18 protein-coding genes are annotated in these 26,629 nt (G+C 71.6%); 11 read left to right on the plus strand and 7 right to left on the minus strand.

Annotated elements, in window-relative coordinates:
- Positions 1–29: 29 nt before the first annotated feature.
- Genes H343_RS0113880 through H343_RS0113920 form a run of 9 tightly spaced genes read left to right on the plus strand, consistent with a single transcriptional unit; the run spans position 30 to position 14,836 of the window.
- Entirely contained in the window at positions 30–2,312 is a 2,283-nt protein-coding gene (locus H343_RS0113880; RefSeq protein WP_037903663.1) for a TOMM precursor leader peptide-binding protein, read from the plus strand.
- The gene (locus tag H343_RS0113885; RefSeq protein ID WP_078505584.1) at positions 2,302–4,326 is read left to right on the plus strand and encodes a TOMM precursor leader peptide-binding protein; all 2,025 of its coding nucleotides are present in this window, start codon (positions 2,302–2,304) and stop codon (positions 4,324–4,326) included. The genes H343_RS0113880 and H343_RS0113885 overlap by 11 nt, the downstream gene beginning before the upstream one ends.
- A 29-nt stretch (positions 4,327–4,355) precedes the next feature.
- Positions 4,356–5,984 carry a SagB family peptide dehydrogenase gene (locus tag H343_RS0113890; RefSeq protein WP_028431650.1) on the plus strand — a complete coding sequence of 543 codons (1,629 nt, stop codon included), beginning with the start codon at positions 4,356–4,358 and terminating at the stop codon, positions 5,982–5,984.
- A gap of 21 nt (positions 5,985–6,005) precedes the next feature.
- On the plus strand, positions 6,006–8,780 hold the full coding sequence (locus tag H343_RS0113895; RefSeq protein ID WP_028431651.1) for a lantibiotic dehydratase: 2,775 nt from the start codon (positions 6,006–6,008) through the stop codon (positions 8,778–8,780).
- Positions 8,777–9,961: a lantibiotic dehydratase C-terminal domain-containing protein gene (locus H343_RS30520; RefSeq protein WP_051265163.1), complete on the plus strand. Its 1,185-nt coding sequence runs from the start codon at positions 8,777–8,779 to the stop codon at positions 9,959–9,961. The genes H343_RS0113895 and H343_RS30520 overlap by 4 nt, the downstream gene beginning before the upstream one ends.
- Positions 9,958–11,118 carry a M50 family metallopeptidase gene (locus H343_RS0113905; RefSeq protein WP_028431652.1) on the plus strand — a complete coding sequence of 387 codons (1,161 nt, stop codon included), beginning with the start codon at positions 9,958–9,960 and terminating at the stop codon, positions 11,116–11,118. The genes H343_RS30520 and H343_RS0113905 overlap by 4 nt, the downstream gene beginning before the upstream one ends.
- Before the next feature lie 48 nt (positions 11,119–11,166).
- The gene (locus H343_RS30525) at positions 11,167–12,150 is read left to right on the plus strand and encodes an ABC transporter ATP-binding protein (protein ID WP_051265166.1); all 984 of its coding nucleotides are present in this window, start codon (positions 11,167–11,169) and stop codon (positions 12,148–12,150) included.
- Positions 12,147–12,902, plus strand: coding sequence for an ABC transporter permease (locus H343_RS0113915; RefSeq protein WP_028431653.1), 756 nt, complete (start codon positions 12,147–12,149; stop codon positions 12,900–12,902). The genes H343_RS30525 and H343_RS0113915 overlap by 4 nt, the downstream gene beginning before the upstream one ends.
- Complete coding sequence (locus H343_RS0113920) at positions 12,899–14,836, plus strand: TOMM precursor leader peptide-binding protein (protein ID WP_028431654.1); 1,938 nt, start codon at positions 12,899–12,901, stop codon at positions 14,834–14,836. Before H343_RS0113915 ends, H343_RS0113920 begins: the two co-directional genes overlap by 4 nt.
- 246 nt (positions 14,837–15,082) lie before the next feature.
- On the opposite strand, the gene H343_RS0113925 is transcribed toward H343_RS0113920, so the two are convergent.
- Entirely contained in the window at positions 15,083–15,259 is a 177-nt protein-coding gene (locus H343_RS0113925) for a thiazolylpeptide-type bacteriocin (RefSeq protein WP_028431655.1), read from the minus strand.
- A 329-nt stretch (positions 15,260–15,588) separates the two neighbouring features.
- On the opposite strand from H343_RS0113925, the gene H343_RS0113930 reads away from it, so the two are divergent.
- Positions 15,589–16,872, plus strand: a complete 1,284-nt coding sequence (locus tag H343_RS0113930; RefSeq protein WP_028431656.1) for an amidohydrolase — start codon at positions 15,589–15,591, stop codon at positions 16,870–16,872.
- Between the two features lie 156 nt (positions 16,873–17,028).
- On the opposite strand, the gene H343_RS0113935 is transcribed toward H343_RS0113930, so the two are convergent.
- The 3 genes from H343_RS0113935 to H343_RS0113945 all read right to left on the minus strand — a co-directional run bounded on the left by H343_RS0113935 (position 17,029) and on the right by H343_RS0113945 (position 20,326).
- On the minus strand, positions 17,029–17,946 hold the full coding sequence (locus tag H343_RS0113935; protein WP_028431657.1) for an SCO0930 family lipoprotein: 918 nt from the start codon (positions 17,944–17,946) through the stop codon (positions 17,029–17,031).
- Between the two features lie 191 nt (positions 17,947–18,137).
- Positions 18,138–19,724 (minus strand): NADH-ubiquinone oxidoreductase-F iron-sulfur binding region domain-containing protein, encoded by a 1,587-nt coding sequence (locus H343_RS0113940; protein WP_051265169.1) that lies wholly within the window; start codon positions 19,722–19,724, stop codon positions 18,138–18,140.
- Entirely contained in the window at positions 19,721–20,326 is a 606-nt protein-coding gene (locus tag H343_RS0113945) for a hypothetical protein (protein ID WP_037903665.1), read from the minus strand. Before H343_RS0113945 ends, H343_RS0113940 begins: the two co-directional genes overlap by 4 nt.
- Positions 20,327–20,928: 602 nt before the next feature.
- On the opposite strand from H343_RS0113945, the gene H343_RS0113950 reads away from it, so the two are divergent.
- A complete protein-coding gene (locus tag H343_RS0113950; protein WP_486586896.1) occupies positions 20,929–21,984 on the plus strand; it encodes a PucR family transcriptional regulator in 1,056 nt (351 codons plus the stop codon).
- A gap of 193 nt (positions 21,985–22,177) precedes the next feature.
- On the opposite strand, the gene H343_RS0113955 is transcribed toward H343_RS0113950, so the two are convergent.
- The 3 genes from H343_RS0113955 to H343_RS0113965 all read right to left on the minus strand — a co-directional run bounded on the left by H343_RS0113955 (position 22,178) and on the right by H343_RS0113965 (position 26,560).
- The gene (locus H343_RS0113955) at positions 22,178–23,857 is read right to left on the minus strand and encodes a DUF1996 domain-containing protein (RefSeq protein WP_028431661.1); all 1,680 of its coding nucleotides are present in this window, start codon (positions 23,855–23,857) and stop codon (positions 22,178–22,180) included.
- 16 nt (positions 23,858–23,873) lie between these two features.
- Positions 23,874–24,512 (minus strand): DUF4142 domain-containing protein, encoded by a 639-nt coding sequence (locus tag H343_RS0113960; protein WP_028431662.1) that lies wholly within the window; start codon positions 24,510–24,512, stop codon positions 23,874–23,876.
- A gap of 164 nt (positions 24,513–24,676) precedes the next feature.
- On the minus strand, positions 24,677–26,560 hold the full coding sequence (locus H343_RS0113965) for an AMP-dependent synthetase/ligase (protein ID WP_051265175.1): 1,884 nt from the start codon (positions 26,558–26,560) through the stop codon (positions 24,677–24,679).
- Between the last annotated feature and the right edge of the window lie 69 nt (positions 26,561–26,629).

Here is a 26,629-nt window from a genome sequence, read left to right on the forward strand (position 1 = left end):
CGCCCGACCACCCAGGGGTGTCACCACACATGGCAACAGCCGCATACGAAGCCGTAGCCGGGACCAGACCGCGCATACGCCGTGACGTGCTCTTCACCGAGACACCGGACGGCGTGCTCTTCCACAACGCCGACGGCGGTTTCCAGCTGACCGCCAAGTCCGCCTACAAGTTCGCCACGCTGATCGTGCCGCACCTCAACGGGCAGCACGCGGTCCGTGAGATCAGCGAGGGCTTCGGCGAGAAACAGCGCGCCATGCTCGGCGAACTGGTCAGGACGCTCTACGCGCGCGGATTCGCCCGCGACGTCCCCGAACCGGACGGAGGGCCCGGCGACGAGGGCTTCCCCTCGCCCGAGGCCGCGCGCCGCTTCGCGGCGCAGATCGCCTATGCAGACCACTACACCGACGACGCGGAACGGGCCTTCCAGCGCTTCCGGCAGACCCGGGTGGCCGTTCTCGGCGAGGACGCCGTCGCCCGCTGGTGCGTGCTCGGCCTGATACGCAACGGCAGTTCATCCGTGGCCGTCCTGCCGGGGCTCGACCGGGAGGACATCGACGCCGAGGCGCGCTCGGCAGCCGACGACGGCTGCCCGGTCGGCATCACCACGCTCACGGCCGGCGACGGGCCCACAGCGGCAGCCTCGTGCGGGTGGGAGGAACTGGCGTCCTTCGACGCCGTCCTGGTGACCGGCGGACCACGCGCCGCGCAGCGGCTCTTCCCGCTGCTGCGCGAGGGCATACCGCAGGGCGGGCCCGTGCTCGTCCCGGCCTGGTCGTGGGGTGAACACACCGTGATGGGGCCCCTGATGGCCCACGGCCGTCCCGGCTGCCTCTCCTGTGCCCTGCTGCGCCTGGGGTCGGGGGACGGCGCCGCCGCGTCGGCCGACGTGTGGAGCGCCCTGGCCCTGCCCGGAGCCGCACCGGCGGGCCGGGAGCCGGACCGGCCACTTTCGGCGATGACCGGCAACATGCTCGCCTACGAGATCTACCGGTACGCCACCGGAGCCCTGCGGGCCGAGACGGACGGCCAGTTGATCGTCCAGGACACGGCCTCGCTCGACGTCACCTCCGAGCCGCTGCTGCCCCACCCGCGCTGCACCCTGTGCACGCGTCCGGAGCTTCCCGGCAGCCGGCGCGGGGCGGCGGAGGGCACCTGGGCGGCCCCCACGGTGGACCTGACGGCCGCACCCGACGAGGCCCTGACGATGCCGGATGTGGCCACCGCCCGTGACGCGGACGCTCTCGTCGACGAACTCAACCGGCGCTCGGCGCTCGTACGGGAGCACGCCGGGGTCTTCACCCGGTTCGCGGACGAGGCCCTCACCCAGATCCCGCTCAAGGCCGGAGTCGTCGAACTCGGCGTCGGACACGGCCTGGTGCGCCGCATCGCCGCCTTCGACGTGCACCACGTCGCCGGTGCCCGGCTGCGGGCGCTGAACGCGGCCGCCGAGGTGTACGCCGAACACGTCGTTCCCGCACGTCTCCTGCCGGAGGGCGAAGTCCTCGACGAGGCACGGACGTTGATGCGCTCCCTGGCGCCCGGGACGCTCACCACCGCCGCCGGCACCGGCACGACGGCCGCGGACGTCTCCGCCTGGACGGTGGCGGCCTCACTGCTCAGCAAGGAGCAACTGCTCGTACCGGCCGCCGCTGTGCGCACCCTCGCCCCCGGCAACGCCGCACGCGCCTTCGAGGCGACCACGGCCGGCACCGGCTCGGGCACGACCCTGGCGGACGCCGCCGCCCGGGGGCTGCTCTCCGCGCTCGCCCACGACGCGCTGCTAAGGGCCGTGCGCGCCGCCACCCCCGTGAGCACCGTCCCGGTGGCGGCGGAGGGCGAGGGGAGGGACGACGCCGAACTCACCTTCCTCACCCGTTCGCTGGACCAGCTCGGCCTGGCGTGGGAGCTGCTGGACCTGGGAGAGAGCGCACGAAGCGGGGTCCACGTACTGCTCGCACGCGCCGGCGGCCAGTGGGCCCTCGGCAGCGAACGCAGCCGCGACGCAGCCGCGTCGGCCGCGCTGCGCGACCTGCTCGGACGCATCCAGCTCGGCCGGGACAAGGGCGCCGCCCCCGTCGACACCGGCGATCCGCTGCTGCCCGATCTCGCGCCGGGCACGCTGACCGCCACCGGTCAGACGGTCCGGGCCCCCGATTCCCCCGAGACGGCGGCCTGGACGGACGTACTGGAGCGGCTGCGCCAAGCCGGCCGTGACGCCCTGGTCGTGGCCACCGGCTCCGAGGACCTGGCGAGTGCGGGCATCAGCACCGTCCGCGTGCTGCTCACCAAGGGCGACGGCCATGGCGTCTAGGACGCGGGAGGCGGTGGAGACAGGGCAGGCCGTGGAGACCGGGGCCGGGCCGCCGGGGAAGACGCGGGTGACGGGCGGGACGGACGAGGGGCCCCCGCTCGGTGCGCTGCTGCGGCGCAGCCTGGCACGGTCCGGCGGGCCGGAGGTCCGTGTCGAAGTACTCGGTGTCCGCGACGAGTTCGCCGCCGCAACGCAGCCGTCCGCAGCCGGGCCGCCTCCCGGGGCCGCGGCTCCCGCTGCGGTGCCCGTCCACGTCTACGGGCAGCACGTGATCGTCGGTCCCGTCCCCGGGGACGAGGGGGACGGCGTCACCGGCTGCCGCCGTTGTCTGGCCCGCCGCTGGCAGTCGGTGCGTTCCGTCCCGATGCGGGACGCGTTGGAGACCGGGGGCGCCACGCACGCGGCGGGGGAGTGGCCGTACGCGACGCCCTTCGCCGCGGACGCCGTCGCCGCGCTGGTGACGGCCGCGCAGCAGCGGGGGCGCGGCGGCACCTTCCCCGAGGTGCACCTGCTCGACCTGGCCACCCTGACCGTCCGCAGCCACCCGCTCGTTCCCGACCCGCAGTGCCCCGGCTGCGCACGTCCGCGCCCCGACACCGAGGACGAGGCGCGGATCGCCCTGTCGGCGGCACCCGAGTACGCACCGGGTGCGCTCAGGGTGCGCCCGCTGGAGACCTACGGCATCGACGTGGCCGCGTTCGCCAACCCCGTGTGCGGTGCGCTCGGTCCGTCCGTCGTGCACGACGTCTCCTCCACCTCCACCTCGGCGACCATCGGCTGCTTCTCGATGCGCTCGGGCGAGTATCTGCGCGAGACGTTCTGGGGCGGCCACGCCGACTCCTTCGCCGCCAGCGCCCGCATCGGAGTGCTGGAGGGCCTGGAGCGCTACGCGGGCATGCGCGCACGGGCCAAGACGACACGGGTGAGGGGAACACTGGAGGAGCTGGGTGAACTGGCGGTGGACCCGCGGGAGGTGGGCCTGTACCCGGACGCCTTCCACCGGGACAACCCGCGTGTCACCCCGTTCGCGCCCGACCGGGAGATCCCCTGGGTGTGGGGCTGCTCGCTGCGCGACGGCACGCCCCGTCTGGTGCCCGAGGTGCTGACGTACTATCACGCGCCCGGTCTGGAGAACCGCTTCGTGCAGGAGAGCTCCAACGGCTGTGCCTCCGGCGGCTGTCTGGAGGAGGCGTGCTACTTCGGACTGATGGAGGTCATCGAGCGCGACGCGTTCCTGCTCGCCTGGTACGGGCAGCAGCCCCTGCCCGAGATCGACCCCGGTACCAGCGAACGCCCCTCCGTGCGGCACATGGTGGACCGGCTGGCGATGTACGGCTACCGGGCCCGGTTCTTCGACACGCGTATCTCCTTCCCCGTCCCCGTGGTCACCGCGGTCGCCGAGCGGTTCGACGGCGGCACCGGCCGGATGTGCTTCGGCGCCGGAGCCGGAGCCGACCCGGAGGCCGCGCTGGAGGGGGCGCTGTGCGAGATCGCCACGGACGCCGTCAACCTGCCCGGCCGCACCGCCTCGGACGAGCAGCGGCTGCGTGCCATGGCCGGGGACTTCGCCAGGGTCACCGCGCTGCACGACCACCCCCTGCTGTACGGCATCCCCGAGATGGGCCGCTACGCGGACTTCCTGCTGGCCGCCCCGCAGCCGTCGGGACTGCGCCGCGTCGGCGAACTGCGTCTGCCCGGCGGCCCGGACGGCGCCGGCACCCGCGGCGACGGCTCCCGCGGCGACGTCCGCGAGGTGCTGCGGCGCTGCGTGGACGCGGTCACGGCGGCCGGCTTCGACGTGGTCGTCGTCGACCAGACCCTGCCAGAACAGCGCACCCTCGGCCTGCACACCGTCAGTGTCCTCGTGCCCGGCCTGCTCCCCATCGACTTCGGCTGGTCACGGCAGCGTGCCCGCGGCATGCCGAGGATGTTCACCGCCCTGAAGGAGGCCGGGCTGCGCGGCGACGAGCTGCGTCCGTGCGACCTCAACCCCGCCCCGCACCCGTTCCCGTGACCGCCCGTCATACAGACAGGAGTGTCTCCGTGGGTTACGCCCATGACTACGCGGAAGCCATCAAGCACCGCGCACGCGTCCCGATGGAGCCCGCCGACTTCGTGCCCGACTGGGCCGACCGGCCGAGGAAGGGCAAGCACTATCCGGGAGCCGAGACTTTCCCGCTGCCGCAGACGGACCTCCCGGGGGCGGCGGGCGTCGCGGAGGGAACTCTGCCCGGCCGGCGGCCCCCCGGCACGGCGCGCTTCACGCTGCCCCTGCTGTCGGGGATGCTCCAGGACTCCTACGGGCTTCTCGCGCGCCGCCTCGGCGTCCAGGCCAACACCGACCTGTCAGCGCTGCCGCACTACACCCGCACCAACTGGTCCCGGGGCACGGCCTCCGGGGGCGGCCTCTACCCGGTCAGCATCTACTGGGTGAGCGGGCCCGGCGGCCCGCTGACACCCGGGGTGTACCACTACGCCAACCAACGCCACGCCATGCAGCGGCTGCTGACGGGAGACGTCACCGGCGAGGTGCGCCAGGCGGCCGGCTGCGGACAGGAGGGCCCCCACGCCGACCAGTTCCTGATCCTGGGCGTCAAGTACTGGCAGAACTCATTCAAGTACAACAGCTTCTCCTTCCACGTCGTCAGCATGGACGTCGGCACCGTCCTGCAGAGCTGGCGGATGTGGGCCCACTCCCGCGGACTGCGCGTCGAGCCCGCGATGTGGTTCGACGAGCCGCGCCTGAACCGGCTGCTGGGCACGCGGCCCGAGGAAGAGGGCGTCTTCGCCGTCGTGCCGCTGTCGTGGCAGGAGACGGAGCACCCGGACGCCGCAACCGCGCCCGCGCCCCCGCCGGCAGCGCGGCCCCGGAGCCCCTCCGCCGCTCCGTGCGTGGACCACCGCGACGTCGAACTCTCCCGCACGGTGCTGGACTTCGGCATCCTGGAGCGCATCCGCGCGGCGACCGCGGAGAACTCCACCGACCGCCCCGCCCCGGCCGCGCTCGCCCCCGCCGCGGCGCTGCCGCTCCCCGGCACCGGCGACCCCCTCCCCCTGCCGCCGCCCGAAGCGGAAGCCGTCACCGTTCGGGAGGCGCTGCGCAGCAGGCGCAGCAGCTTCGGCCGCTTCGACGCCACCCGCCCGGTCGACGGAGGCCGGTTCGCCACCGCCCTCGCCGCGTCGGCCGCCGTCACCCTGGAGACCGACGCCGAACCGCCCGGAGGGACACGGCTGGTCAAGCTCTACGCCTTCGTCAACCACGTCGAGGGAGTCGCGCCGGGCGCCTACGAGTACGACCCCGACGCGCACGCCCTGCGCCTGGTGGCCGGCGGCCCGCACGGCGAGTTCCTGCAGAGCAACTACTTCCTCGCCAACTACAACCTCGAACAGAGCGCGGCGGTGCTCGTGCCCACCGTCCGCACCACGGCGGTGCTGGACGCCGTCGGCGACCGCGGGTACCGGCTCTACGGTGCGACGACGGGAGCCGTCTCGCAGGCCTTCTACACCGTCTGCGCCGCGCTGGGACTCGGCGCGGGCGTCGCCCTCGGCTTCGACAGCGTCTCCTACGCCGAGATGCTGGGCCTGGAGCGCACCGGGGAGACACCGCTGCTGATCATGCTGCTCGGCCACGAGCGGCCGCGTCCCGCCGACTTCCGCTACGAGATCGCCTGAATGGCGATGGGGGAATGTGCCATGACCTCACAGACGAGCACCTGGGAGACCGGCCGCCGTTTCATGCTCCGCGCCGCCGGGCTGCCCGTGGAGTCCGTACACGCGCTGCGCTGTCCGGACAGCAGCCGGTGGGCGGACGAAGTGCTGGCCGCCGAGGACCGGTTGCGCCAGAGCGCGGCCGAACTCTCCGACGTACTGCACAGCCTGGTGACGACCACCGGCACCGCCGTACGCGGCTCGGGGGACGCCGCACGCCGCCGGCTGCTGGCCCTGCGCCGCCAGATCTTCAACAACCGGCTGCCCGCCGATCCCGCCGCGGCGGTGGAGCTGATCTCACAGCTGGACGCGGACGCGGGCAGCCAGGTCGCCGGCTGGCTCGCCCGACGGCAGGAACTGGAGGAACTCAGCGCCCGGGGGGCGCAGTTGCTCGCCGACGACCAGGAACGCAGCCGCGCCGCCCTGCGCACGCTGATGGGGGAGGAGCGCCTGCGGCTGGGGCTGCTGCTCGCCTCACCGACGTTGGACGGCCACCTGGAGGGATATCTGCGCAAGGCGGCCTCCGGCGCCCGTCCGGACAAGCGGATGCGCAAGGTCGAACGCTCCCTGCTGTCGTACCTGTACCGCACGGCCTGCAAGACCAGTCCCTTCAGCACCTTCACCGGCGTCGCCACCGGCCTCTTCGAGGAGGGGCACGGGGACGGTTCCCGGACCGCCGCGATCCGGCTGGAGGAGGCGTGGGAGAGCCACACCCGGCTCAATGTCGTGGTGCTCGGAAGGCTCGCCGAGCTGATCCTCGCCGACCCCGCACGCCGCCGTGACCTGCCCGTCCGCCTGGCCTCCGGCTGGGGCCGGGACGAGGACCGGGTGCGCTACGTACGCCGCTGGGTGACGGCCGGCGACGACGACGCGGCCGTCACGTTCGACTCGGTCAAGGACCGGCTGTTCTTCCTGCGCCGCAGCGGAATCCTGGACCGTCTGATCGCCCTGTTCGACGACGGTGAGGAGCGCCGCTACCACGAACTGGCCGACTGGCTCGGCGCGGAGCACGACGCACCTCCCGAGCAGTGCGAGGCGTACCTGACCGCCCTGCTCCAGCTCGGCATGATCCGGGTTCCCTGCCTGGAGGCGGACGTGCACAGCCGCGATCCTCTGCGCTCCTTCCAGAGGGCCTTGCGCGGACTGGACCGTCCCTGGGCGGAGCAGGCCGCCGACGGTCTGGAGTGGCCCGCCGCGGCCGTCGCCGCCTACCCGTCCGCGGAAGGGCGGCGACGCGCGGACCTGCTGCGGGAGTTGAGGGAAGGACTGCACCGGGTCCAGCGGCAGCTCGGCGCGGCCGAGCCGGGCCTGCCGCAGACGATCCTCTACGAGGACGTCAGCGCCGGCACCGACGTGGCCTGCGCGTGGGAGGGCCGGAGCGGCCGGGCCGGCCGCGATCTGCGCGCCCTGGAGAGGGTGCTGCCGGCCTTCGACGTCACGCTGCCCCAGCGCGTCACCTTCAAGGGCTTCTTCGTCGCCCGTTACGGCCGCGGAGGCCGGTGCGAGGACCTCCTCGGCCTCGTGCACGACTTCCACGAGGACTTCTTCGACCAGTACCTGTCCTTCACCGCGAAACGCCGCGCGTTCGACGAACGCGGCGAGTACGTCCCCGAGGAGAACTGGCTCAATCTGCCCGGCATCAGGTCGATCGACTCCGCCCGGCGCGCCTTCACCGACGGGATGCGCAAGCTGTGGGCGGAACGCGGCGACGCAGCCGAACTGCACATCGGTGAAGGCCACTTCGAGGACGTGGCCGCGCACCTCGAACCGGTCGCCCCCGGCTTCGCCCCGCAGAGCCACCACGTGCAGCTCGCGCGCGAGGACGGTGCCCCCCTGGTCGTGGTCAACCGCTCCTACGGCGGGCTCTCCTTCCCCTTCAGCCGCTTCACTCACGTCTACGACGACGCCCCGCCGGACCGCGGCAGCCGCCGGCCGCCGGACAGCGGGCAGGGCGGGCTCTGCGCCGAACTGCGCGCACAGGCCGCCGCGCGTACTCCCCGGGGCGCCGTCCTGGCCGAGGTCACCGGCGGTGCCGTGACCAGCAACCTCAACCTGCACGGCAGGCTGACCGACTACGAGATCGTCTGCCCGGGGGAGACCTCCACCGTCCCGGAGGAGGCCCGCATCCACCTGGAGGACCTCCTCGTCGAACACGACGAGGACGCCGACCGGCTCGTGCTGCGCTCCCGCCGCCTGGGCCGTGAGGTCGTGCCGGTCTATCTCGGCTATCTGGTGCCGCTGGCGCTGCCGGAGATCTCCCGCACACTGCTGCTGCTCTCGCCGACGTCGATGGCCCGTCTGGACGTGTGGGGCGGCGTACCCGAGCCGGAGGCGCACGACGGCGTGACGGCGCGCCCGCGGGTGCGCTACGGGGACCTCGTCGTGAGCCGCCGCAGCTGGAGCGCGAACGCCGAATCGCTGCCCGCGCGGCAGCAGCCCGGGACGGACGAGCACGGCTGGTTCCTGGGCTGGCAGCGCTGGCGCCGCCGGCACGGCCTGCCCGCGCAGGTGTTCGCGACGGTCACGGGCGGGACGAACGCCGCCGCACCGGCAAAGCCGAGCTATCTGGACTTCGACAGCCCCCTGTCCCTGACGGCCTTCGAGGCCCTGGTGCGCAGTGCCACCGACCAGGTCGTCCTGCGCGAGATGCTCCCCACCGAGGACGGTCTGCACGTCCGCTCCGCACGGGGCAGTCATGTCGCCGAACTGGCCGTCGAGACCTTCACCTTGACCCCATCCGCGAAGGACGCAACCCGATGACACAGCCGACCCGGCGAAGCGACGAGACAGCCCTCCCCGCCGGTGCCCGGCCGGGGGAGCAGCCCGGCGAGTGGCAGGCGATCCACACCTTCTACGCCGCCAACCCGCAGCCCCTGCTGGTCAACTGCGTCCGCCCGCTGATCGCCTCGCTCCGCGAGGACGGGCTGCTCGCGGGGTACTTCTTCCTCAACTACTGGCTCGAGGGACCGCACGTACGTCTGAGGCTGCGGCCCGCGACCGAGGCGGCGACCGCCGAGGTCCGCCGCCGCGCGGAGGAGGCGCTCGATTCCTTCCTGCGGACCCGCCCCGCCCTCTACGAGGTCGATACCGGCTTCCTCAACGAGTTCTACAACGCGCTCTTCGAGATCGAGTTCCCCCAGGGTGACCGCGGCGTGTTCATGGGCGAGGACGGCCGGATGAACCTGCGCCCGAACAACTCCCGCTCCTGGGAGCCTTACGCCCCCGAGTACGCCAAGTACGGCGGCACGGCCGGGGTCGAACTCGCCGAGTGGCACTTCGCCCACTCCAGCGACCTCGTCATCGACGCCTTCCGCAGCATGAACCTCCATCTGCGCACGGTGCTCCTGGGCACCTCGGCGCAGCTGATGATGGTGATGCTCAGCTGCTTCCTGCCCGACGCCCGCAAGCAGGCCGACTACCTCGACCAGTACTACGAGTTCTGGCACCGGGCCTTCCCCGGTACGGGGTTCATCGGTTCCGAGGAGTACGACCGCAACTACGCGCAGACGGCGCCCGGGCTGCGCCGCCGCTACCGGGAGATCCGGCGGGCCGTCGCGGCGATGCGCTCAGCGGGGGAGGGCGCACCGACAGGCTCGCAGGAGACGGTGCGACTGCCCGGCTTCCTGCAGGGCTGGTCGCGGCACTGCCTCGAACTGCGTGAGCGTGTCGTGGAGTCGGCCGGGCGGGGCGAGCTGGTCTTCGCCCCGCCGCAGGAGAAGGGGACGCACCCGGTGACGGACCTGGCCGTGGTGCTGCCGACACTGCTCTCGCCCTACATGCACATGACCAACAACCGGCTGCATGTCACGATCCGGGACGAGGCATACCTGGCCCACGTACTCGGACGGGTGCTGCGGGAGGACCTGGAGAGCGGCGACGAGGGCAGCGGCGACGAGGAGGGCGGCGGAACGCATCCGCCCGCACCGGCGGTGAGATCGTGACCGCGGAGCCGCCCCAACTGCTCACCCACCGCCCGGCGCTCCGTCCGGACGTCCTGCTCAGCCCCGCGATGCTGCGTGCCGCCGCGACCATCCACCTGGTCAAGGACCCGCGCAGCGGGGCGTCGTTCGAGGTCGGCGCCAAGGAGCACTTCCTCATCTCCCGGCTCGACGGCGGACGTTCGCTGGCGGAGATCGGCACCGAGTACGCACAGCGTTTCGGCAAGCGGCTGGGCGAGGCCAACTGGCAGCAGCTGCTGGGCCTTCTGGGCAGCCGAGGACTCCTCGCGGGGGCGCCGTCCGTGCCGCCGGCCCCGGGGGAGTCCGGACCCGGGAGCAGTGCCGGCGGCGCCGCGCACACCGCGGGCATGGCCACCGGCGGCGTGCTCAAGGGCAGGCTGCGCATGGTGGCCGACGCCGGTGCCACCACCGACCGTCTGCACCGGGCCCTGCGGCCGCTGCTGCGTTCCTGGGTGCTGCTGCCGGTGCTCGCGCTGACCGTCGCGATGGAGGCGGTGCTGGCCACGAGGCTCGGCGAGCTGGGCCGGGACACCTGGTGGCTGTTCCAGCAGCCCGTCGCGCTGCTCGCGGTGTGCGCGGCCATCTGGTTCAGCATCGCCCTGCACGAACTCGCACACGGCGTCGCCGCCCGCCACTTCGGCGCCGCCGTCAGCGAGATCGGTCTGCGGTGGCGGCTGCCGGTGGCGATCATGTACTGCACGGTCGGCGACTACGTGTATCTGCGCCGCCGAAGACACCAGCTCACCATCGCCGGCGCGGGGGCCTTCATCAACCTGGTGCTGCTGCTGCCCGCCGCGGCCTGGTGGTGGGCGCTGCCGCCGCAGGACCCCACGCACCGGGTCCTGTCCGGACTGCTGCTGCTGGGCAGCGTGCAGGCACTGGTGAATCTGGTGCCGCTGCCGCCGCTCGACGGCTACACCATGCTCAGCCACGCGCTGCGTGTCTGCGCCTACGCACCGGAGAGCGGCCGGTACCTCCGGCTGCGGATGCGTGACCGGGCCGCCGCGGCGGCCTATCCGCACCGCGCACGTGTCCTGTACACCGCCTACGGCATCGGGTCGGCAGTCCTCGTCGGCGCCCTGCTGACGGGCCTGACCACCGCCGTCTTCTTCCTACTGTCCGCCGCGAGTTCCGAGTAGTTCCAGCTGCAACCCACGAGCACCGCCAGCACCTGAGGGGCACCACACATGAGCGAGGCAAGGGCCGTGCCGGCCGAACGGCACGAGACATCACCGCAGAAGACGATCGTCGTCGAGGAGATCCGCAAGCGCTACGGCGAACACGAGGCCGTGGCCGGGGTGTCGCTGGAGGTGCGGCGCGGCGAGTTCTTCGGTCTTCTCGGGCCCAACGGGGCCGGCAAGACGACCCTGGTGGAGATCATGGAAGGTCTGCGTGAGGCCGACTCCGGAAAGGTGTCCGTCCTCGGGCAGTCACCCTGGCCGCGCAACGTCGGCCTGCTCCCGCGGATGGGAGTGCAGACCCAGTCCTCCGCGTTCTTCGTACGCCAGACCGCCCGTGAGCATCTGAGCACCGTCGCCGCCCTGTTCGGCGTGGGCAGGCAGGCCGCGGACGGCGCCCTGGAAGCGGTCGGACTCAGCGGGCAGCGGGAGGTGATGGTCGAGAACCTCTCCGGCGGCCAGCGACAGCGCCTCGCCATCGCCTCGGCGCTCGTCCACGAACCGGAGCTGATCTTCCTCGACGAGCCGACGGCCGCCCTCGACCCGCAGGCCCGGCGCGACCTGTGGGAGGTGCTGCGCGGCCTGAAGAGGCAGGGGCGCACCATCGTCTACACCACCCACCACCTCGACGAGGCCGAGGCCCTGTGCGACCGGGTCGCGATCCTCGTCGCCGGTTCGGTCGCCGCCCTGGACAGCCCGCACAACCTGGTGGCCGCGGCCGGTGCGCCGACCCGGCTGATGATCCCCGCCGGACGGCTCACCGCGGAGGCGGCCATGGCGATACCCGGCGTCGACCGCGCCGAGGAGCAGGGCGGCTCGCTCGTGCTGGAGACGCGGGTCTCCGGCCAGGTCCTCACGGCCGTCGACGCACTCGCGGGGCTGACGGACGTACAGACCCGCACCGCGACCCTCGAGGACGTCTACCTCGAACTCACCGGTTCCCTCACCGGACCCGGCCCGGACGGCGACAACGACACGGAGCGGCAGGCATGAGCGCGTACGCAGCACTGACAGGGTCCGGATACCGGGCGCAGGTGAGGGACAAGGCCACCCTCTTCTTCACCTTCGCCTTCCCGCTGATCTTCCTGGTCGTCTTCGGCCTGATCTTCAGCGGCCAGGACGTCAAGCAGTCCGGGAACCCGTACATCTCCTACATCGCCCCCGGCGTGATGTCCTGGGGCGTGGCCAACGCGGCCGTCTTCAGTGTGGCGTTCACCCTGATGCAGTGGCGCCGCGACGACCTTCTGCGCCTGATCCGGATGACGCCCACGAGGCTGCCGACCGTGCTGGGCTCGCGCTACGTGCTCGCGGTGGGCGTCGGACTCGTGCAGGCCGTGCTCTTCGTCGGGGTCGCGATGCTGCCGCCCTTCGGCCTCGAGGTGAAGGGCGGCTGGCCGATGGCGGTGCCCGTCCTGGTCCTCGGCATCACCGCGTTCATGACCATCGGCGTGGTCATCGGCTCGCTCGCCGACACCCCCGAGGCGGTCGCTGCCATCGCCAACTGCCTGATGGTTCCCATGGCGTTCCTCTCCGGCTCGTTCATGCCGATGGACATGCTGCCCTCGTGGCTGGAGACCGGTTCGCGCATCCTGCCGCTGCGGTACCTCAACGACGCGGTCTCCGCGGCGCTTTCGGGCCGAGGGGACATGGGCGACATCGTCCTGGGCTGCGGCGGCCTGGTCGTCTTCACCGCCGTCTTCGGCGCCGTCGCGCTGAAGACCTTCCGCTGGAGCAACAGGGCATGACCACCACGGCCGTCACCGGCGGCACACCACTGGAGGCGGCCCGGGAGCGCCTGGAGCACGCACTCGCCCTGCGCTGCGTGCGGGCTGCCACGCCCGTCGTGGTGCCGCTGGGTGCGGCCGACGTGCTGGGGGAGGCGGAGCGGGACCCGTACGCCTCGGTACGGGCCCGCGCCACCGTCCAGCTCACCGCGCAAGCGGTCCTGGTGGGCCCGTGGGGCGGTGAGGAGGGCACCGCGGCCTGCGGGCGCTGCCTGGGCATGCGCTGGCAGCGCCTGCGCACCCGCACCGAGCGGGACGCGCTGGAGACCGGCGCCGGCATGAGGGCGGCGGGCGCGTGGCCGCAGCTTCCCGACCACGTCCTCGACGCCGCGGCCGCCCTGTGCGACGCGGCCCTGGGCGGTTCGGCCCTGCCCCCGGGAGGTCTGCCCGCCGACCGGGCGCTGCCGCAGGTCTCCCGGCTGGACCTGGAGACCCTGGCGGTGCGCACGTACCCGCTGCTCGCCGAGCCGCTCTGCCCCGACTGCGCGCCGCACGAGGCCGGTTCCCACGACGTCGCGCCGCCCCGCCCTGCCCGCCGGCCCAAACCGGACCCGGACTCCTACCGGCTGCGTGCGGCATCCTCCTACCCGATGCCGCGGGAGGCGCTGGCCAACCCCGTCACCGGCGTGCTCGGCGCCGGAACCTGGATCAACGTCACCTCGCCGACCACGGCACCCGTGGCCGGCAGTGTCTTCATGCGCGGCTACGCCGGGCTGACGGACGTCACCTGGAGCGGACAGGCCAACGGCTTCGACGCCAGCCGCGAACTGGCTTTCCTGGAAGGTCTGGAGCGCTACGCCGGAACCCACCGGCGCCGCCGCGGGCCCCTGCTGAGGGCGGCCTGGAGCAGCGTCGCCGAGGAGGCCCTCGATCCCGCCGAGTGCGGCTTCTACGCGAGCGCCACCTACCGCGACGACCCGATGGTCAGTCCCTTCGACCCCGACCGCGAGATCCCCTGGGTGCGGGGGTACTCGCTGCGGGACGACCGGACGGTGCTGGTCCCGGCCAGACTGGCGTACTACAGCGCGGGACTGTCGGCGGACAACTTCGTCTTCGAGTGCTCCAACGGCTGCGCCATCGGCAGCTGCCTGGAGGAGGCCGTACTGGGCGGGCTGCTCGAACTCATCGAGCGGGACGCCTTCCTGCTGGCCTGGTACGGCGGCACCCCGCTGACCGGGATCGACCTCGCCTCCGCGGGCGGAGCGGTCCCCGCCATGATCGCCCGTGCCGCCCTGCAGGGCTACGACGTGCACGCCTTCGACAACCGCATCGACCTCCCCGTACCCGTCGTGACGGCCCTGGCCGTGCGCCGCGACGGCGGCCCCGGCAGCTTCTCCTTCGGCGCCGGCGCGAGCCTGGACCCGGCGGCGGCACTGGAGGGCGCCCTGTCGGAGGTGCTCACCTACATCCCGCACCTGCCCCGCCAGGTCGCCGAGCGCCGAGGTGAACTGGAGGCGATGGCCGACGACTTCAGCAAGGTGCTGCATCTGAAGGACCACGCCCAGCTGTACGGCCTCCCCCGGATGGCCCGGCACGTGGAGCCGTATCTGCGGCCCGAACGTGTGGAGGCGCCCGAGGGACTGTACGGGGAGTGGCAGAAGAGCCTGCGCCCGCGCACCGGCGACCTGCTGGACGACCTCGCCCTGTGCCGGGACGGCCTGACGGCCGCCGGGCACGATGTTCTCGTCGTCGACCAGACGACGCCGGAGCAGGAACGCATGGGCCTGTGCACGGTCAGCACGATCGTCCCCGGACTGCTCCCCATCGACTTCGGCTGGTCGCGCCAGCGTGCCCCGCTCATGCCGCGGCTGCGCACGGCGGCCAGGCGGGCAGGACTGCGCAGCACCGACCTGGAGGACGGGGAGATCCGGATGGTGCCCCACCCATTTCCCTGAGCGCCGCTGTGGCGCCCGTGGGGGAGCCGCCCCGCGCGTGCCCGCTTCTCCCGCGCGTTCTGCGGGAGTTGGGGGCGGCGTGCACCGCGCGGACGTGGGCGGGCTTCTGTCCGGGGCGCGTGCGTGAAGGGGCGTGTACGCCCCTCGGCGGCAGTACGGGCGCCTCGCGGGGCCGCAGCATGCGAACGGCCCTCTCCGCCAGGGAGAGGGCCGTTCTCGGCTTCGCCGTGTGCGCGCCGGAGCAGGTCAGGCGCTGCAGGAGGTGGTGCTGGTGGTGGAGGAGCAGGTCGAGGTGGAGGAGCAGCTCGTCGAACCCGCGAGGACGACCTCGCTGGCGTCCGAGTAGTCCGAGATCTCGAAGGTCTCGGACTCCAGCTCCAGGATCTCGTCGGCGAGCGAGGCGAGGGAGGACTTCTCAGCCATGGGGGTCTCCTTGAGTCTTCGGCCACCGGGGTACCGGTGGCGCGGCGTGCTGCCATTCCAGCCCATCCCACTGGCAGATCCGTCGATGTTCCGCTGACACGTCGCTGACACCTGATGTCAGCGACGTGCCAGTGCGACCGGCGCGCGTGTGCTGGGAGGATGTCTCCGTGACCACATCCGCCGCCCGTGCCGGCGGGACGGCCCGGGAGACCGCCCCCGGGGCACCCGAAGAGACCGTCCCCGGGGCACCCGAAGAGACCGTTCCCGGGCCGGCCGCGGGGACCGCCGAGCAGACAGGCTCCGCCGCGGTCCGGGACACCGCCCCCGTTCTGGACGGACTGGAGGCGCTCCTGCGGCCGCTGGTCACCTTCTACCTCGATCTGCACCGCAACCCCGAACTGTCGGGCCAGGAGAGCCGCACGGCCGCCCGCTTCGCCGACTGGCTCCGCCAGGAGAGCTACGAGGTCACCGGCGGCGTCGGCGGCCACGGCGTCGTCGGGGTGCTGCGCAACGGCGAGGGGCCCCGCGTGATGCTGCGCGCGGAACTGGACGCCCTGCCGGTGCGCGAGCGCACCGGCCTGCCCTACGCCAGCGACGGCCCCGCGATGCACGCGTGCGGCCACGATCTGCACGCCGCCGCCCTGGCCGGCGCCGCCTCGCTCCTGGCACGGGGGAGGCGGTCCTGGCGCGGCACTGTCGTGATCGTCGGGCAGCCGGCCGAGGAGACGCTCTCGGGCGCGGAGGCCATGCTGCGTGACGGGCTCTACGAGCGGTTCGGACGGCCCGGGACCGTGCTCGCCCAGCACTCCGCGCCGCTCCCGGCCGGACTGGTCGCCCATGCGGCCGAACACACCCCGGTGCTGGCGGGGAGCGTGAGCATGGACGTCGTCATCCACGGCAGGGGCGGTCACGCGGGCGCCCCGCATCTGGCCGTCGACCCGCTGGTGACGGCCGCCGCCCTCGTCATGCGCCTGCAGGGCCTCACGGCGCGCGAGTCGGCCCCTGCCGAACAGGCCGTGCTCACCGTCGGTTCCCTGCACGCGGGTTCGGGGAGCAACGTGATCGCCGACCGGGCCACGCTCGGTCTCACCGTACGGGCGCTGTCCCAACCGGCCCTGGACCGCCTGGAAAAGGCCGTGGAGCGCACCGTTCTCGCCGAGAGCGCCGCCTCCGGCTGCCCCAGGGAGGCGGAGACGCGCGTCGTCTCCCGCTCCCCGGTGCTGCTGACCGACCCCGCCGCGACCGCGGACGTCGTACGTGCGCACCGGGAGCTGTTCGGGCAGGAGCGGGTCTCCGGCTGGCGTCCCGCCATGGCGGCCGAGGACTTCCCCCTCTACGCGGAGGCGGGCCGGCCGCTGCACGGCATGAGCGGAATCGCCTCCGTCTACTGGATGCTGGGTGTGACCGGGCCGCGCGAGTACGCCTCGGCTCCCGGTGCGACCGCGGCCGAGAAGCTGGCCGCGCTGCCGTCCAACCACTCACCGCACTTCGCCCCGCACGTACGCTCCGGCCTCCCGGCGGGCGTACGCGCGATGACGGCGGCGGCGCTGGCACGACTCGGCGCGCCGGGGCACGGTCCTGCCGCTCCTGCCGCCGGCCGACCCGCGCCCTGACAGCGGGCGTGTGGCGGGCCGGCCGGCGCCGGGGAAAACCCCGGGGCCCGCGCCCCCGGCCCCTCACCTGCGCCGGCAGGCGCGGTGCGAGGCGTGTTCAGGAGCGGCGGGCCCCGGAAGGACGCCGGATGCTCCCGGCCGTAGCCGGAGGGCAGGTCACTCGCGGGTGGCGCCGGCCTTCTTCCCGTCGGGCGTGGCGGCGTACCACTCGCCGTCCTTGCCCTGGCCGTTGATGTCGCCGGCCTTCTCGTCACCGGTGAACCAGTACAGCGGCCAGCAGTCGATCGTGAGCTGCTCGGTGCCGTCGGCACGCTTGTACGTGGTCAGCAGCTTCGGGTCGACGCCGGAGACCTTGCGCTTGTCGACCGGCCGGGCGGGCTTCCACGAATCCAGGCACTCGCCCTTGCAGTTGGACTTCATCGGCCATGCCGAGTCCTTGTTGAAGCGGTAGAGCGTACGCCCCTTCGCGTCCGCGAGGATCTCGCCCAGCTCCGGATTGTCGACGGCCTTGATCTCCTTGGTGTTCGCGGCGCTGGCCTTGTTGCCGTCCGGGGCGAGGGCGTTCCAGGTGCCCTTCGCGCCGTGCCCCTTGACGTCGCCGGGCGAGGTGTCCTTCGCGTAGCGGTAGACGGGCCAGCCGCCGAGCGTCAACTGGTAGGAGCCGTCGGTGCGCTTGACCTTGCCCACCTGGCTCTCGGAGATGCCCGCGGTCGCCTTGGCGTCCTTCGCGGGCACGGCCGGCCATGCCTCTTCGCAGTCGCCCGAGCAGTTGGACTGGGACGGTGAGGCGGTGTCGTCGTCGAAGCGGTACAGCGTCCAGCCCTTGGCGTCGGTGACGACGTCACCCAGCTTGGAGGTGTTCTTGACCTGGAGGGAGCCGGCGGGACCGCTCTTGTCCGACTGGCCCTCACCGACGGCGTCGCCGGTCTGCGAATCCTTCCCGTCACCGGCGGCGCCCGCCGGCTGGATCTTCTGGCCGGAGGCCTCACCCTGCCCCGAGGACCCGCACCCCGTCGCGAAAAGCGCGACGGCGACCGCGGTCCCGACAAGAGCCACGTGCCGCTGCTTCCTCATGACCGCTCCTTCAAGTGCTCGAGTTGTGTGGCTGGCCTGTGAGTGTGGTGCAGGAGTGTTTCGTGTGGCGAAAAATTGTCAGATCGGGAAAAACCCGGTCCGCGGCGGTGCGAGCGCGCCCGCCGCCCCAACGGGCGGCGTGCCGCGCCCCGTTCGGCGCCGGGCCCACTCCCGCCCACTCCCGCGCCGTGTCATTTCTCCACGATGCGCAGTGCCAGCGCCGGGCAGCGGCGCACCGCGCGCTGGGCCTGTTTGTGCATCTGCGGTGTCACTTCGGCCGACGCCCCGGACGGGTAGCCGTCGGCGTCCAGTTCGATCATGTCGGGCACCACGCCCTCGCACAGCCCGTGCCCCTGACACAGCGTCCAGTCGACGACCAGCCGCCGCTGCTTCTGGGGCTGCTGCTGGGGCTGGCCCCTTCCGGTGCCCCGCGTGCGCTCCGGACGGGAACGGCGGGTGCTCCGGCCGCCGGTGGGCGGGAACTCCTCGGGCAGCGCCATCGATCCGAGGACGGGCCGGCCGCAGCCGTAGCCCAGCGCGTGCTCGGCGAATTCCTCCGGGAACGTCTCCAGCGCCGATTCCACCAGGCGTGCGGTGCCGTCCGGGTGGCTGCAAGCTCCGCGCTTCTTGACGCCGCCGGCCCGTGCCCGTACGGCGTCGAGGGCTTCCTGCCCGCCGCCGTCGGCCGCCCAGGCGAGCGTGTCGGCCAGGGCGGGAAGCCCCAGCACACACGGACCGCACTGTCCCGCGGACTCCTTGGCCAGCCAGCGGGCGACCTGGAGAACCTCACCGACCGGGCAGGTCCCCTCCGGCAGGGGCAGCAGGGCGCCCGCGCCCAGGGTCGAGCCCAGTGCTTCCAGAGCATCGCGGGAGATGCGCGCCGACCATGCGGCGTCCCGGTCCAGGAAGCGCCCGTGGTAGCCGCCGACCAGTACGCCCTGCCCGGGGTCGGTGCCGCACAGCCCGAGGACGTAGGAAAGCGGCGATCCGGCCGGGGTCTCCACCACGTGCTGTCCGGCGACGGTCAGCAGGAATGTGCCGGGCTCGGCGGGAAGGCCGACGTTGCGGAAGTCGAGGGCGCCCAGGCGTGCGGCGATGGCGAGCTGGGTGAAGGTCTCGGTGTTGGACAGCAGGGTGGGCAGGCCGGCGACGCCGCTGTCGCTGGAGCGGACCCCGGTTCCGGAGGGCAGGACGGGCAGTTGGTTGACGCCGTTGACCATGGCGGAGGATTCACCGGTGACGAAGCGTTCCGGCATCCGTATCACCCGCACGCGCGGACCGCTCGGGCCGCGCTCGGCGATGGCGTCGCGGAGCGAGCGTTCGGTGTCCGCCCGGGTCACACCGATGCTCACGTCACCGGTGTTGAGCGCGCGGGCGACCAGCAGCGCACCGTCCAGCACCAGATGCGGCGTGAACAGCAGAAGCGCGGTGTCCTTGAGGCAGCTCGGTTCGCCCTCGCTGCCGTTGACGACGACGGCGGTCCGTGCCTCCCCGCGCCGGCGTGCGGCGTCGATGACGGAGTTGAGTTTGCGCGCGAAGGGGAATCCGGCACCTCCGCGTCCGCGCAGGTCGATGTTCTCGGCGAGGGCGACCACTTCCTCGAGACGCAGATCCGGCATCTGACCGTGCACGGTCAGATGCCCGACTCGGTCCAGCCGCCTGCTCCAGGCCGCGCCGGTACCCAGACCCGCCAGGAGCCGGGGCGGCCCGTAGGAGGCGAGGGTGGGGACCGCGCCCGCGCTGGACGCGGACACGGGGGTGGGCACGACAGAGGTCACTGCTTCTCCTTCTTGCCGGGGCTCTTCCGCGTGCCGCGCGGCGGAGCGAGCCGCATCATCAGTACGACGGTCACGCCGGTGAGGCACAGGGCGTACCCGACGTCCACGTAGTCGACGACTGCACGGCCGGCACGCAGGCCGTGCACCAGGGCACATCCCCAGGCGAGGTAGGCGGTCATGTGCAGGGCGCGCCACAGGCGGGACTGGCCCTTGCGGGCGAAGGCACCCCTCACGGCCCCGGTCACGGCCACGGCCAGGAACAGGTACCCGGAGATCGTGCCCAGGCCCACCAGGACCGGCTGGGCCCCGTCGAGGAAGGGCACCGCCGCCGCCAGTGCGCTGGTCGACCCCAGCGCAACCTTCGACCAGATGTGCAGACCGAGGAAAGTGAGTCCGCCGACCGAGGCGCCGCGGTGCACCGCCTGGGCGATCAGACGGTGGACCGGGTCGAGGACGAACCGGTCGGCGGCGGCCACGCCCCACATCACGGTGAACGTGAGCAGCAGCAGGGAGACCACGCCCGAGGCGAAGTCGATGAACGCCCAGGCGCGGGCCAGGGAGTTGTCGCTGACCGCGAAGATCAGCGCGAGGACGGCGGCCATGATGAAGGCCGTGTACCGGGGCGCCAGACGGGCGCTCGTACTCTTTCTGGACAGTTCGGGCTCGACTCTCGGCCCGCCGGCGTCGTCCCGGCGGGAACTGAAGCCGCCTGTGCGGGCAGCGTTGGGCGCCGGGGGGCGGCGCTCGGTTGGCCTGACGCGAATCTGTTCTGGGGGCATCGGAGCTTCCGATCGCACTGTCGCCGTAGTCCGACCTGACCCTCGGTCCCGCATCTGCCGTTCACCGCAAAGCAGTTGAACGGGAAATCACCCGTGACGTTCTGGTGTTGGCGCCCTACTTTGCGCGACCGGAATGCGGTGGTCGGGATGCAGTAGCATCTCGGAACTCCCCGGGACCTTCACAGGATTTATCGCTCTGTGACAAATTCTGCCAGTGGGATCGCCGACACACCCCCCGATGTCGATGATGCCCACTCAGGGGAAGCAGGGGGACCCTCAACTCCGTGACCGGTGCGGGATACCGGCTCGGAGGCAACCTCCGCGGGCCTGTCCCTCCCGTGCTCGGACAGGCTCAACCCGGCAGGAACGAGGTAGAGATGAGCGATGTGCTCAACCGCATCCGGTCGCGCCCCCGAGGCGAGTGGATGCGCGTTCAGAGAAAGGAGCTGCCCGCCGTCGCCGACCAGATGGTGGACGCACTCCAGCGCAGCATACCGGCAATGTCCGCTTTTCTGCGGGAAATTGACCGCGAGGATGCTCAATGGGCCGTGGAGCAGGCATTGATGGCCGCTCTTGGGCATCATGCTCCGGAAACAGAGGAGACGGAGAACACGGAGAAGGGAACCGCCGGGCAGGGTGACAACGTCACAGCGGCGGCGGTGCCCATCGACCGGGCTCGCCGGCAACTGTTCACCGCCCTCATGGGAGAGGAGGAGATTTCGGAACCGCGGCTGACGGAGCTGTCCCGCTCCGCCAGGTGGCCGCTGCCGGAGACGGTGCGCGCTGTCGCTCTCGCTTCACCCAGCGAGGTCCCGCAGCTCGCGGCCGCACTCGGCAATGCGCTGGTAAGTCCCGTCGAGAGTGAGCTCTGCCTGCTCGTACCCGACCCCGACGACGACCGCGAAGCACTGGAGAACGTGCTGCGCGGACGTACCGCTGCGATCGGGCACACCGTCCCGCTGAACGACGCGGGCGCTTCCGTGCGTTGGGCGCGGCGGCTGCTGGAGCTGACACCGGTGCCCGGCCCCGGTGGCGGCATCGGCGGCAACCAGGACACCAAGGTCCTCTTCGTCGACGACCATCTGTCCATGCTCCTGCTGCTGCAGGACGAGTCACTCGCCTGCGCACTCTCCGCCCGCTGGCTCGGCCCGCTGGCGGAACTCACCCCGCGGCAGAGCGAGCGGCTCGAAGTCACGCTGCTGGCGTGGCTGGAGAGCGGCGGAGCGCCCGAGGCGGCCAAGACACTGCAGGTGCACCCGCAGACGGTGCGCTACAGGCTCCGCCAGATCGAGAAACTCTTCGGTTCGGCCCTGCGGGACCCCCGTACCCGCTTCGAACTGGAGATGACCCTCCGCGGCCGCCGGCTGCTGGGCCAGATCCGGCGGCAGCGCACCCGGGCGGGACGCAGGTCGCGTGCCGCCTCCTCCCCGGGTGTCCGCCCGCTGGGTGTCGCCCGGGAGGCCCGGGTCAACGGTCTTTGACCTCCGCCTCACCCGCTGCCCCCTCGCTGCGGGTGAGCCGGACCCCGGCCTGAGGGCCGTAAGTCCAACAACGACAAGGGCGGCCCGGACACAGAATCTGTGTCCGGGCCGCCCTTCGGTCTGCCGGTGCTCCGCCGCGGGGCCGGAGGCAAGATGTGTGTGAGCCCCGCGACAGAGCCGCCGATTCAGCCGGCTAGCAGTCCCGTCCTTCGTTGATGCAGCTCACAGTCTCGTTCATCAGGTCCTCGGGCATGACGTTGATGAAGTCACTGTGGTCCGTCACCGGCTTGTGCAGCTGCTCCGGGAAACTGTCGACCGCGAACGGCGTCGCCTCGTCCAACAGGTTCTCGTTGGGCAGTTCGTACTTGATCCGCTGCTCGAGAGCCGGGATTGCCTGGAACCCGTCGGGGCAGGAACCGTCCTCCTCGGCGAAGGACACGTGGTCACGGTGGTTACCGCTGTCCGTGTTCTGGCCGTCCCAGCAGCTCTGGAACTTGAACGTGCGGATCATCTGGCTGCCCTCGGGGCAGATCGGGTACTTGTCCTCCAGCTGACGGTCCTCGAAGCCCTCGCAGCTCCAGGAGGCGTTGGCGTTCTCCGTGCCGTTGGTGAAGGACTTGGCGTCACCGGTGATGATGCGCAGGAAGCGCGGCATCGCGACGACCTCTTCGGCCTGGCCCTTGGTGAACTTCAGCTCGGCGGTGGCCGGCTGGAGCACGGTGCCGATGTTGCCGTCGGAGGCACCTCCGTCACCGAGCTCCGGCTCCTCCTCGCCGCCGCCGTCCTCGCCGCCGTTCTGTCCCTGGTCCTGACCTTGGTCCTGTCCCTGGTCCTGTCCCTGGTCCTGTCCCTGGTCCTGACCTTGGTCCTGTCCCTGGTCCTGTCCCTGGTCCTGTCCCTGGTCCTGACCTTGGTCCTGTCCCTGGTCCTGTCCCTGGTCCTGACCTTGGTCCTGACCTTGGTCCTGTCCCTGGTCCTGACCTTGGTCCTGTCCCTGGTCCTGTCCCTGGTCCTGACCCTGGTTGTCACCGTGCAGCGCACCCTGGGGCGACGCGTCCGCACCGGCACCGAGCTGCTTCTCGTCCTCGACGCCGTCAAGCTGACGGATCACGGGCCAGTAGTGGGTCGACTGGTCACCCTTGGCGCAGGTGGTGTCGGCCGCGGCGAGGCTCTCGTCACTGGACTCGAAGTCCGTGTCGAGGTTGCCGACGTAGTCGTGAACGTGGTGCGCACCGGCCTTCACGCCGGGAGCCGCGATCACGTTGTCGGCGTTGAAGTGCTGTTCCTCGTTGGTGCCGCACTCCGTGGTGAAGCTGCCCGGCTCGGCCTCTTCCTTCTCCTCGGGAGCGTTGGGCTCGACGGTGGTGATGTCGACGAAGTCCTCGGCAACCGGACCGGTCGCCTGCTGGCCGCCTTCGCCGCCTTCCTCACCCTCCTCGGGCTGTCCGCCTCCGCCCTGCTTCATCTCGCACTCGGCCATGCCCTGCATCTCCGAAGGCTGCTCTGCGCCCGCCTTCTGCAGTTCCTGGCCGATTCCGCGGATGGTCTCGGTGCGCTGCTCGCTCAGCGTGTTCAGCGCCTCCTCCGACTCCGCCTCCTTCGAGTTCCACTGTCCGTAGGCCGTCGCAACCTGCTGGTCCAGAGCCGCGAGCTTCCTGCCGACAGGCTCCTTGGCCTCCTTGGGCACATCGCCCAGAGCCAGCGAAACATCAGGACAGTCGATCGTGCTGGCCGCGAGTGCGGGACCTTCATCAGATCCGGCGGAGGCACTTGCGGCAATCGCCGCCGCTCCGCCGCCACCGATCAGAAGCGCTGCGACGATCGCTATGGTCTTGTTCGTCGTGCGCGAGCGTTTGTGGCCTTGTTGTCTCATATTGACTTCACTCCACTCATTTCACGTCGTTCAGCGCCTCGAAGTCCACGAGTCCCGTGTCCTCCAGGACCGTGATGTGATCAAGGACGATGGCATTGGCACGGGTCGCCAACGACCTCACCATCGAGTTGCGGGTCTGATCGCGTACGAGGCCGATAAGGCCGAAGACCACGCCGTGAGCGCGGCGGAGCCTGTCGACAAGGATCTTGTCGAACTCCTCACCCTTGGCACGGTTGATCTGGTTGAGGTAGTCCTGGTTCTTCCCCGCCGGCGTATTGGGCAGGGAGACATCCAGGGTCCGGCCGCACTCGATGGCCCGTCGGTCCAACTCCTGGTGTCCGTCCACGAGGTGATCACCCGCGACGCGCACCGACTTGCGTGTACCGCGCTCCTGGGCGGAACGGCCGGCCGGCAGTTCCCACAGACCCGCATTCCGCACCTTGCGAATGAAGTCACGGTCCATCGGGGTAAGGGGCCCGTATTCCGTTTTCCGGGTTCCCTTGCCGTCGTCCTGCCATCCTGCCCGGGCGAGCGCAATGCTGCGGTTGCCGTCGAAGAACTCGATCGGCAGCAGTAGCGCGGCGAGTGTTGCGATGAGCCCGAGAACGACCAGCACAGTGCCGATCGCCCGTCCGGACGCCATGGCGGACCGCATCCGCCCTCCTCTCCACACACATCCTCGAAGTGCGACGGACGCTAATGGTGTGTGTGAGGATGTGGTCGAGGCTTCGTCCCGACCTGACAAGAACCGGTCCTTGAGCGCTCACCACTGCTACATTGCCAGGTCGGTTCCGCGGTCCCCGCTGCGCCTGTTCCCGGTCACCGCGTGTAGAGTTCGTCGATTTCGTCCGCGTACATGCGCGTGATGGCATCTCGCCGCAGCTTGAGTGACGGAGTCACCAGTCCGTCCTCCAGGCTGAATTCGCCGGGGACGATACGGAAAGCACGAATGGACTCGGCCCGCGACACCGAGCTGTTGGCCGCCGCCACCGCTCGTCCGACTTCCCTCTCCAGCTCCTCCGAGGGAGAGCTGCTGAACCCGGGGACGACGAGGCCCAGTTGCTCCTGGCTCTTTCGCCAGTGCTCCAGCACCTCGGGGTCCAGCGTGACCAGGGCCCCCACGAAGGGGCGGGCGTCACCGACCACCAGCGCCTGGGAGATGAGGGGATGGGCGCGCAGCCGCGTCTCCAGCATCAGCGGCGAGACGCTGCAGCCTCCGCTGGTGATGATGACGTCCTTCTTCCTGCCGGTGATGACCAGATACCCGTCGTCGAGGTAGCCCACATCGCCGGTGCCGAGCCAACCGTCCTGCAGAAACTCCTCGTTGGCATGGCGGTGGTTCCGGCCTCCCGCCGACTCCCGGGCCACACGGGCTTCTTCCAGGCCGGTGTAACCGTCGAAGATCATGGGCCCGCGCACCCAGACCTCGCCGTCAGGGGCGATGTGCACCGAGGCGCCGGGCATGGGGCGTCCCACCGTGCCGAACCGCGGACGCCGCGGCGGCTGCGCGGTGACCGCTCCCGTGGTCTCGGTCAGCCCGTAGCCGTCGTAGACGGTGATCCCCGCACCGGCGAGGGCCAGCCCGAACTCACGGCTGAGTGTCGACCCGCTGGAGACCACGTTCCGGGTGCGGCCGCCCAGCACGGCCCTCATGTGCCGGTAGACCAGCCGGTCGTAGACCGCGTGCCGCGCCCGCAGCCCCGTGGCCGGGCCGGGGCCGGTGCCCAGCGTCTGCGCCTCGCCGGCCTCCGCGTAGCGCCGGGCGATGTCCATGGCCCGGTCGAACATCTCGGCGCGGCCCGTCTCGGCGGCCCGCATGCGCGCCAGCGCGTACATCTTCTCGAAGACATAGGGGACGGCGAACAGGCACGTGGGACGGAACGAGGCCAGCGCGGGCAGCAGTTCACCGACGGATATCTCGGGCTGATGCCCCAGCAGATACCCGCCGCGTACACACATCACGGTCACCATCAGCCCGTAGACATGACCCACGGGCAGGAAGGCGAGGATCGCGGGCTGCTGCCCCGGTTCCGCCATCAGGCCGCCCCAGCCGGCGATGAGGGTGTCGCACTCGGTGGCGAGATTGGAGTGCGTGACGGCACAGCCGCGGGGTCGTCCGGTCGTACCCGAGGTGTAGATGACCGCGGCCGTCGTGTGCGGGGTGACGGCCCAGCGGTGCCGGTGCACCTGGGTGTCCTCGACGGAACGGCCCGCCTGCGTCAGCCAGTTCACGCACCCCGCGTCCAACTGCCAGATGTGGCGCAGCCCGGGGAGGCCGTCGCAGACGGAGCCGACCGTCATCGCGTGGTCCTCGTGCTCGACGACGACCGCGCACGCCTCGGAGTCGGTGAGCACCCAGCGCAACTGCCCGGGTGAGGAGGTCGGGTACAGCGGCACCACCTGGGCGCCGACCGACCACAGCGCGAAGCTGAGGAGTGTCCACTCGTAGCGCGTACGGGTCATCACGGCGACCCGGTCGCCGAAGCGCACCCCCTGGGCCAGCAGCCCCTTCGCAAGGCCCAGTACCTGCTCCGCGAAGGCGGCGGCGGACATCTCACGCCACGGGCCGGTGCTGCCGTCAGGGCTGTCGCGGCGGGCGAGCTGGAGCAGTCCCGGTTCCTGCGCGGCGAGTTCGTAGACCGAGTCGGCCAGACCGCCCGATCTCAGCGGGTCCACCAACGGTGGAAGGCTGTAGTCCCGCACAGCGTCCGCCCCTACCCGGTCTGCGATTCGATCACGACAGTCTGTGACTGAAGGTGAAAATTACATGGT

This window comes from Streptomyces sp. TAA204 (assembly GCF_000424965.1).

Excerpts from the sequence above, each read along its gene's own strand:
- H343_RS0113880 (WP_037903663.1), top strand. The coding sequence starts at position 30 with ATGGCAACAGCCGCATACGAAGCCGTAGCCGGGACCAGACCGCGCATA.
- H343_RS0113885 (WP_078505584.1), top strand. The coding sequence starts at position 2,302 with ATGGCGTCTAGGACGCGGGAGGCGGTGGAGACAGGGCAGGCCGTGGAG.
- H343_RS0113895 (WP_028431651.1), top strand. The coding sequence starts at position 6,006 with ATGACCTCACAGACGAGCACCTGGGAGACCGGCCGCCGTTTCATGCTC.
- H343_RS30520 (WP_051265163.1), top strand. The coding sequence starts at position 8,777 with ATGACACAGCCGACCCGGCGAAGCGACGAGACAGCCCTCCCCGCCGGT.
- H343_RS30525 (WP_051265166.1), top strand. The coding sequence starts at position 11,167 with ATGAGCGAGGCAAGGGCCGTGCCGGCCGAACGGCACGAGACATCACCG.
- H343_RS0113915 (WP_028431653.1), top strand. The coding sequence starts at position 12,147 with ATGAGCGCGTACGCAGCACTGACAGGGTCCGGATACCGGGCGCAGGTG.
- H343_RS0113920 (WP_028431654.1), top strand. The coding sequence starts at position 12,899 with ATGACCACCACGGCCGTCACCGGCGGCACACCACTGGAGGCGGCCCGG.
- H343_RS0113925 (WP_028431655.1), bottom strand. The coding sequence starts at position 15,259 with ATGGCTGAGAAGTCCTCCCTCGCCTCGCTCGCCGACGAGATCCTGGAG.
- H343_RS0113935 (WP_028431657.1), bottom strand. The coding sequence starts at position 17,946 with ATGAGGAAGCAGCGGCACGTGGCTCTTGTCGGGACCGCGGTCGCCGTC.
- H343_RS0113945 (WP_037903665.1), bottom strand. The coding sequence starts at position 20,326 with ATGGCCGCCGTCCTCGCGCTGATCTTCGCGGTCAGCGACAACTCCCTG.
- H343_RS0113950 (WP_486586896.1), top strand. The coding sequence starts at position 20,929 with ATGCGCGTTCAGAGAAAGGAGCTGCCCGCCGTCGCCGACCAGATGGTG.
- H343_RS0113955 (WP_028431661.1), bottom strand. The coding sequence starts at position 23,857 with ATGAGACAACAAGGCCACAAACGCTCGCGCACGACGAACAAGACCATA.
- H343_RS0113960 (WP_028431662.1), bottom strand. The coding sequence starts at position 24,512 with ATGCGGTCCGCCATGGCGTCCGGACGGGCGATCGGCACTGTGCTGGTC.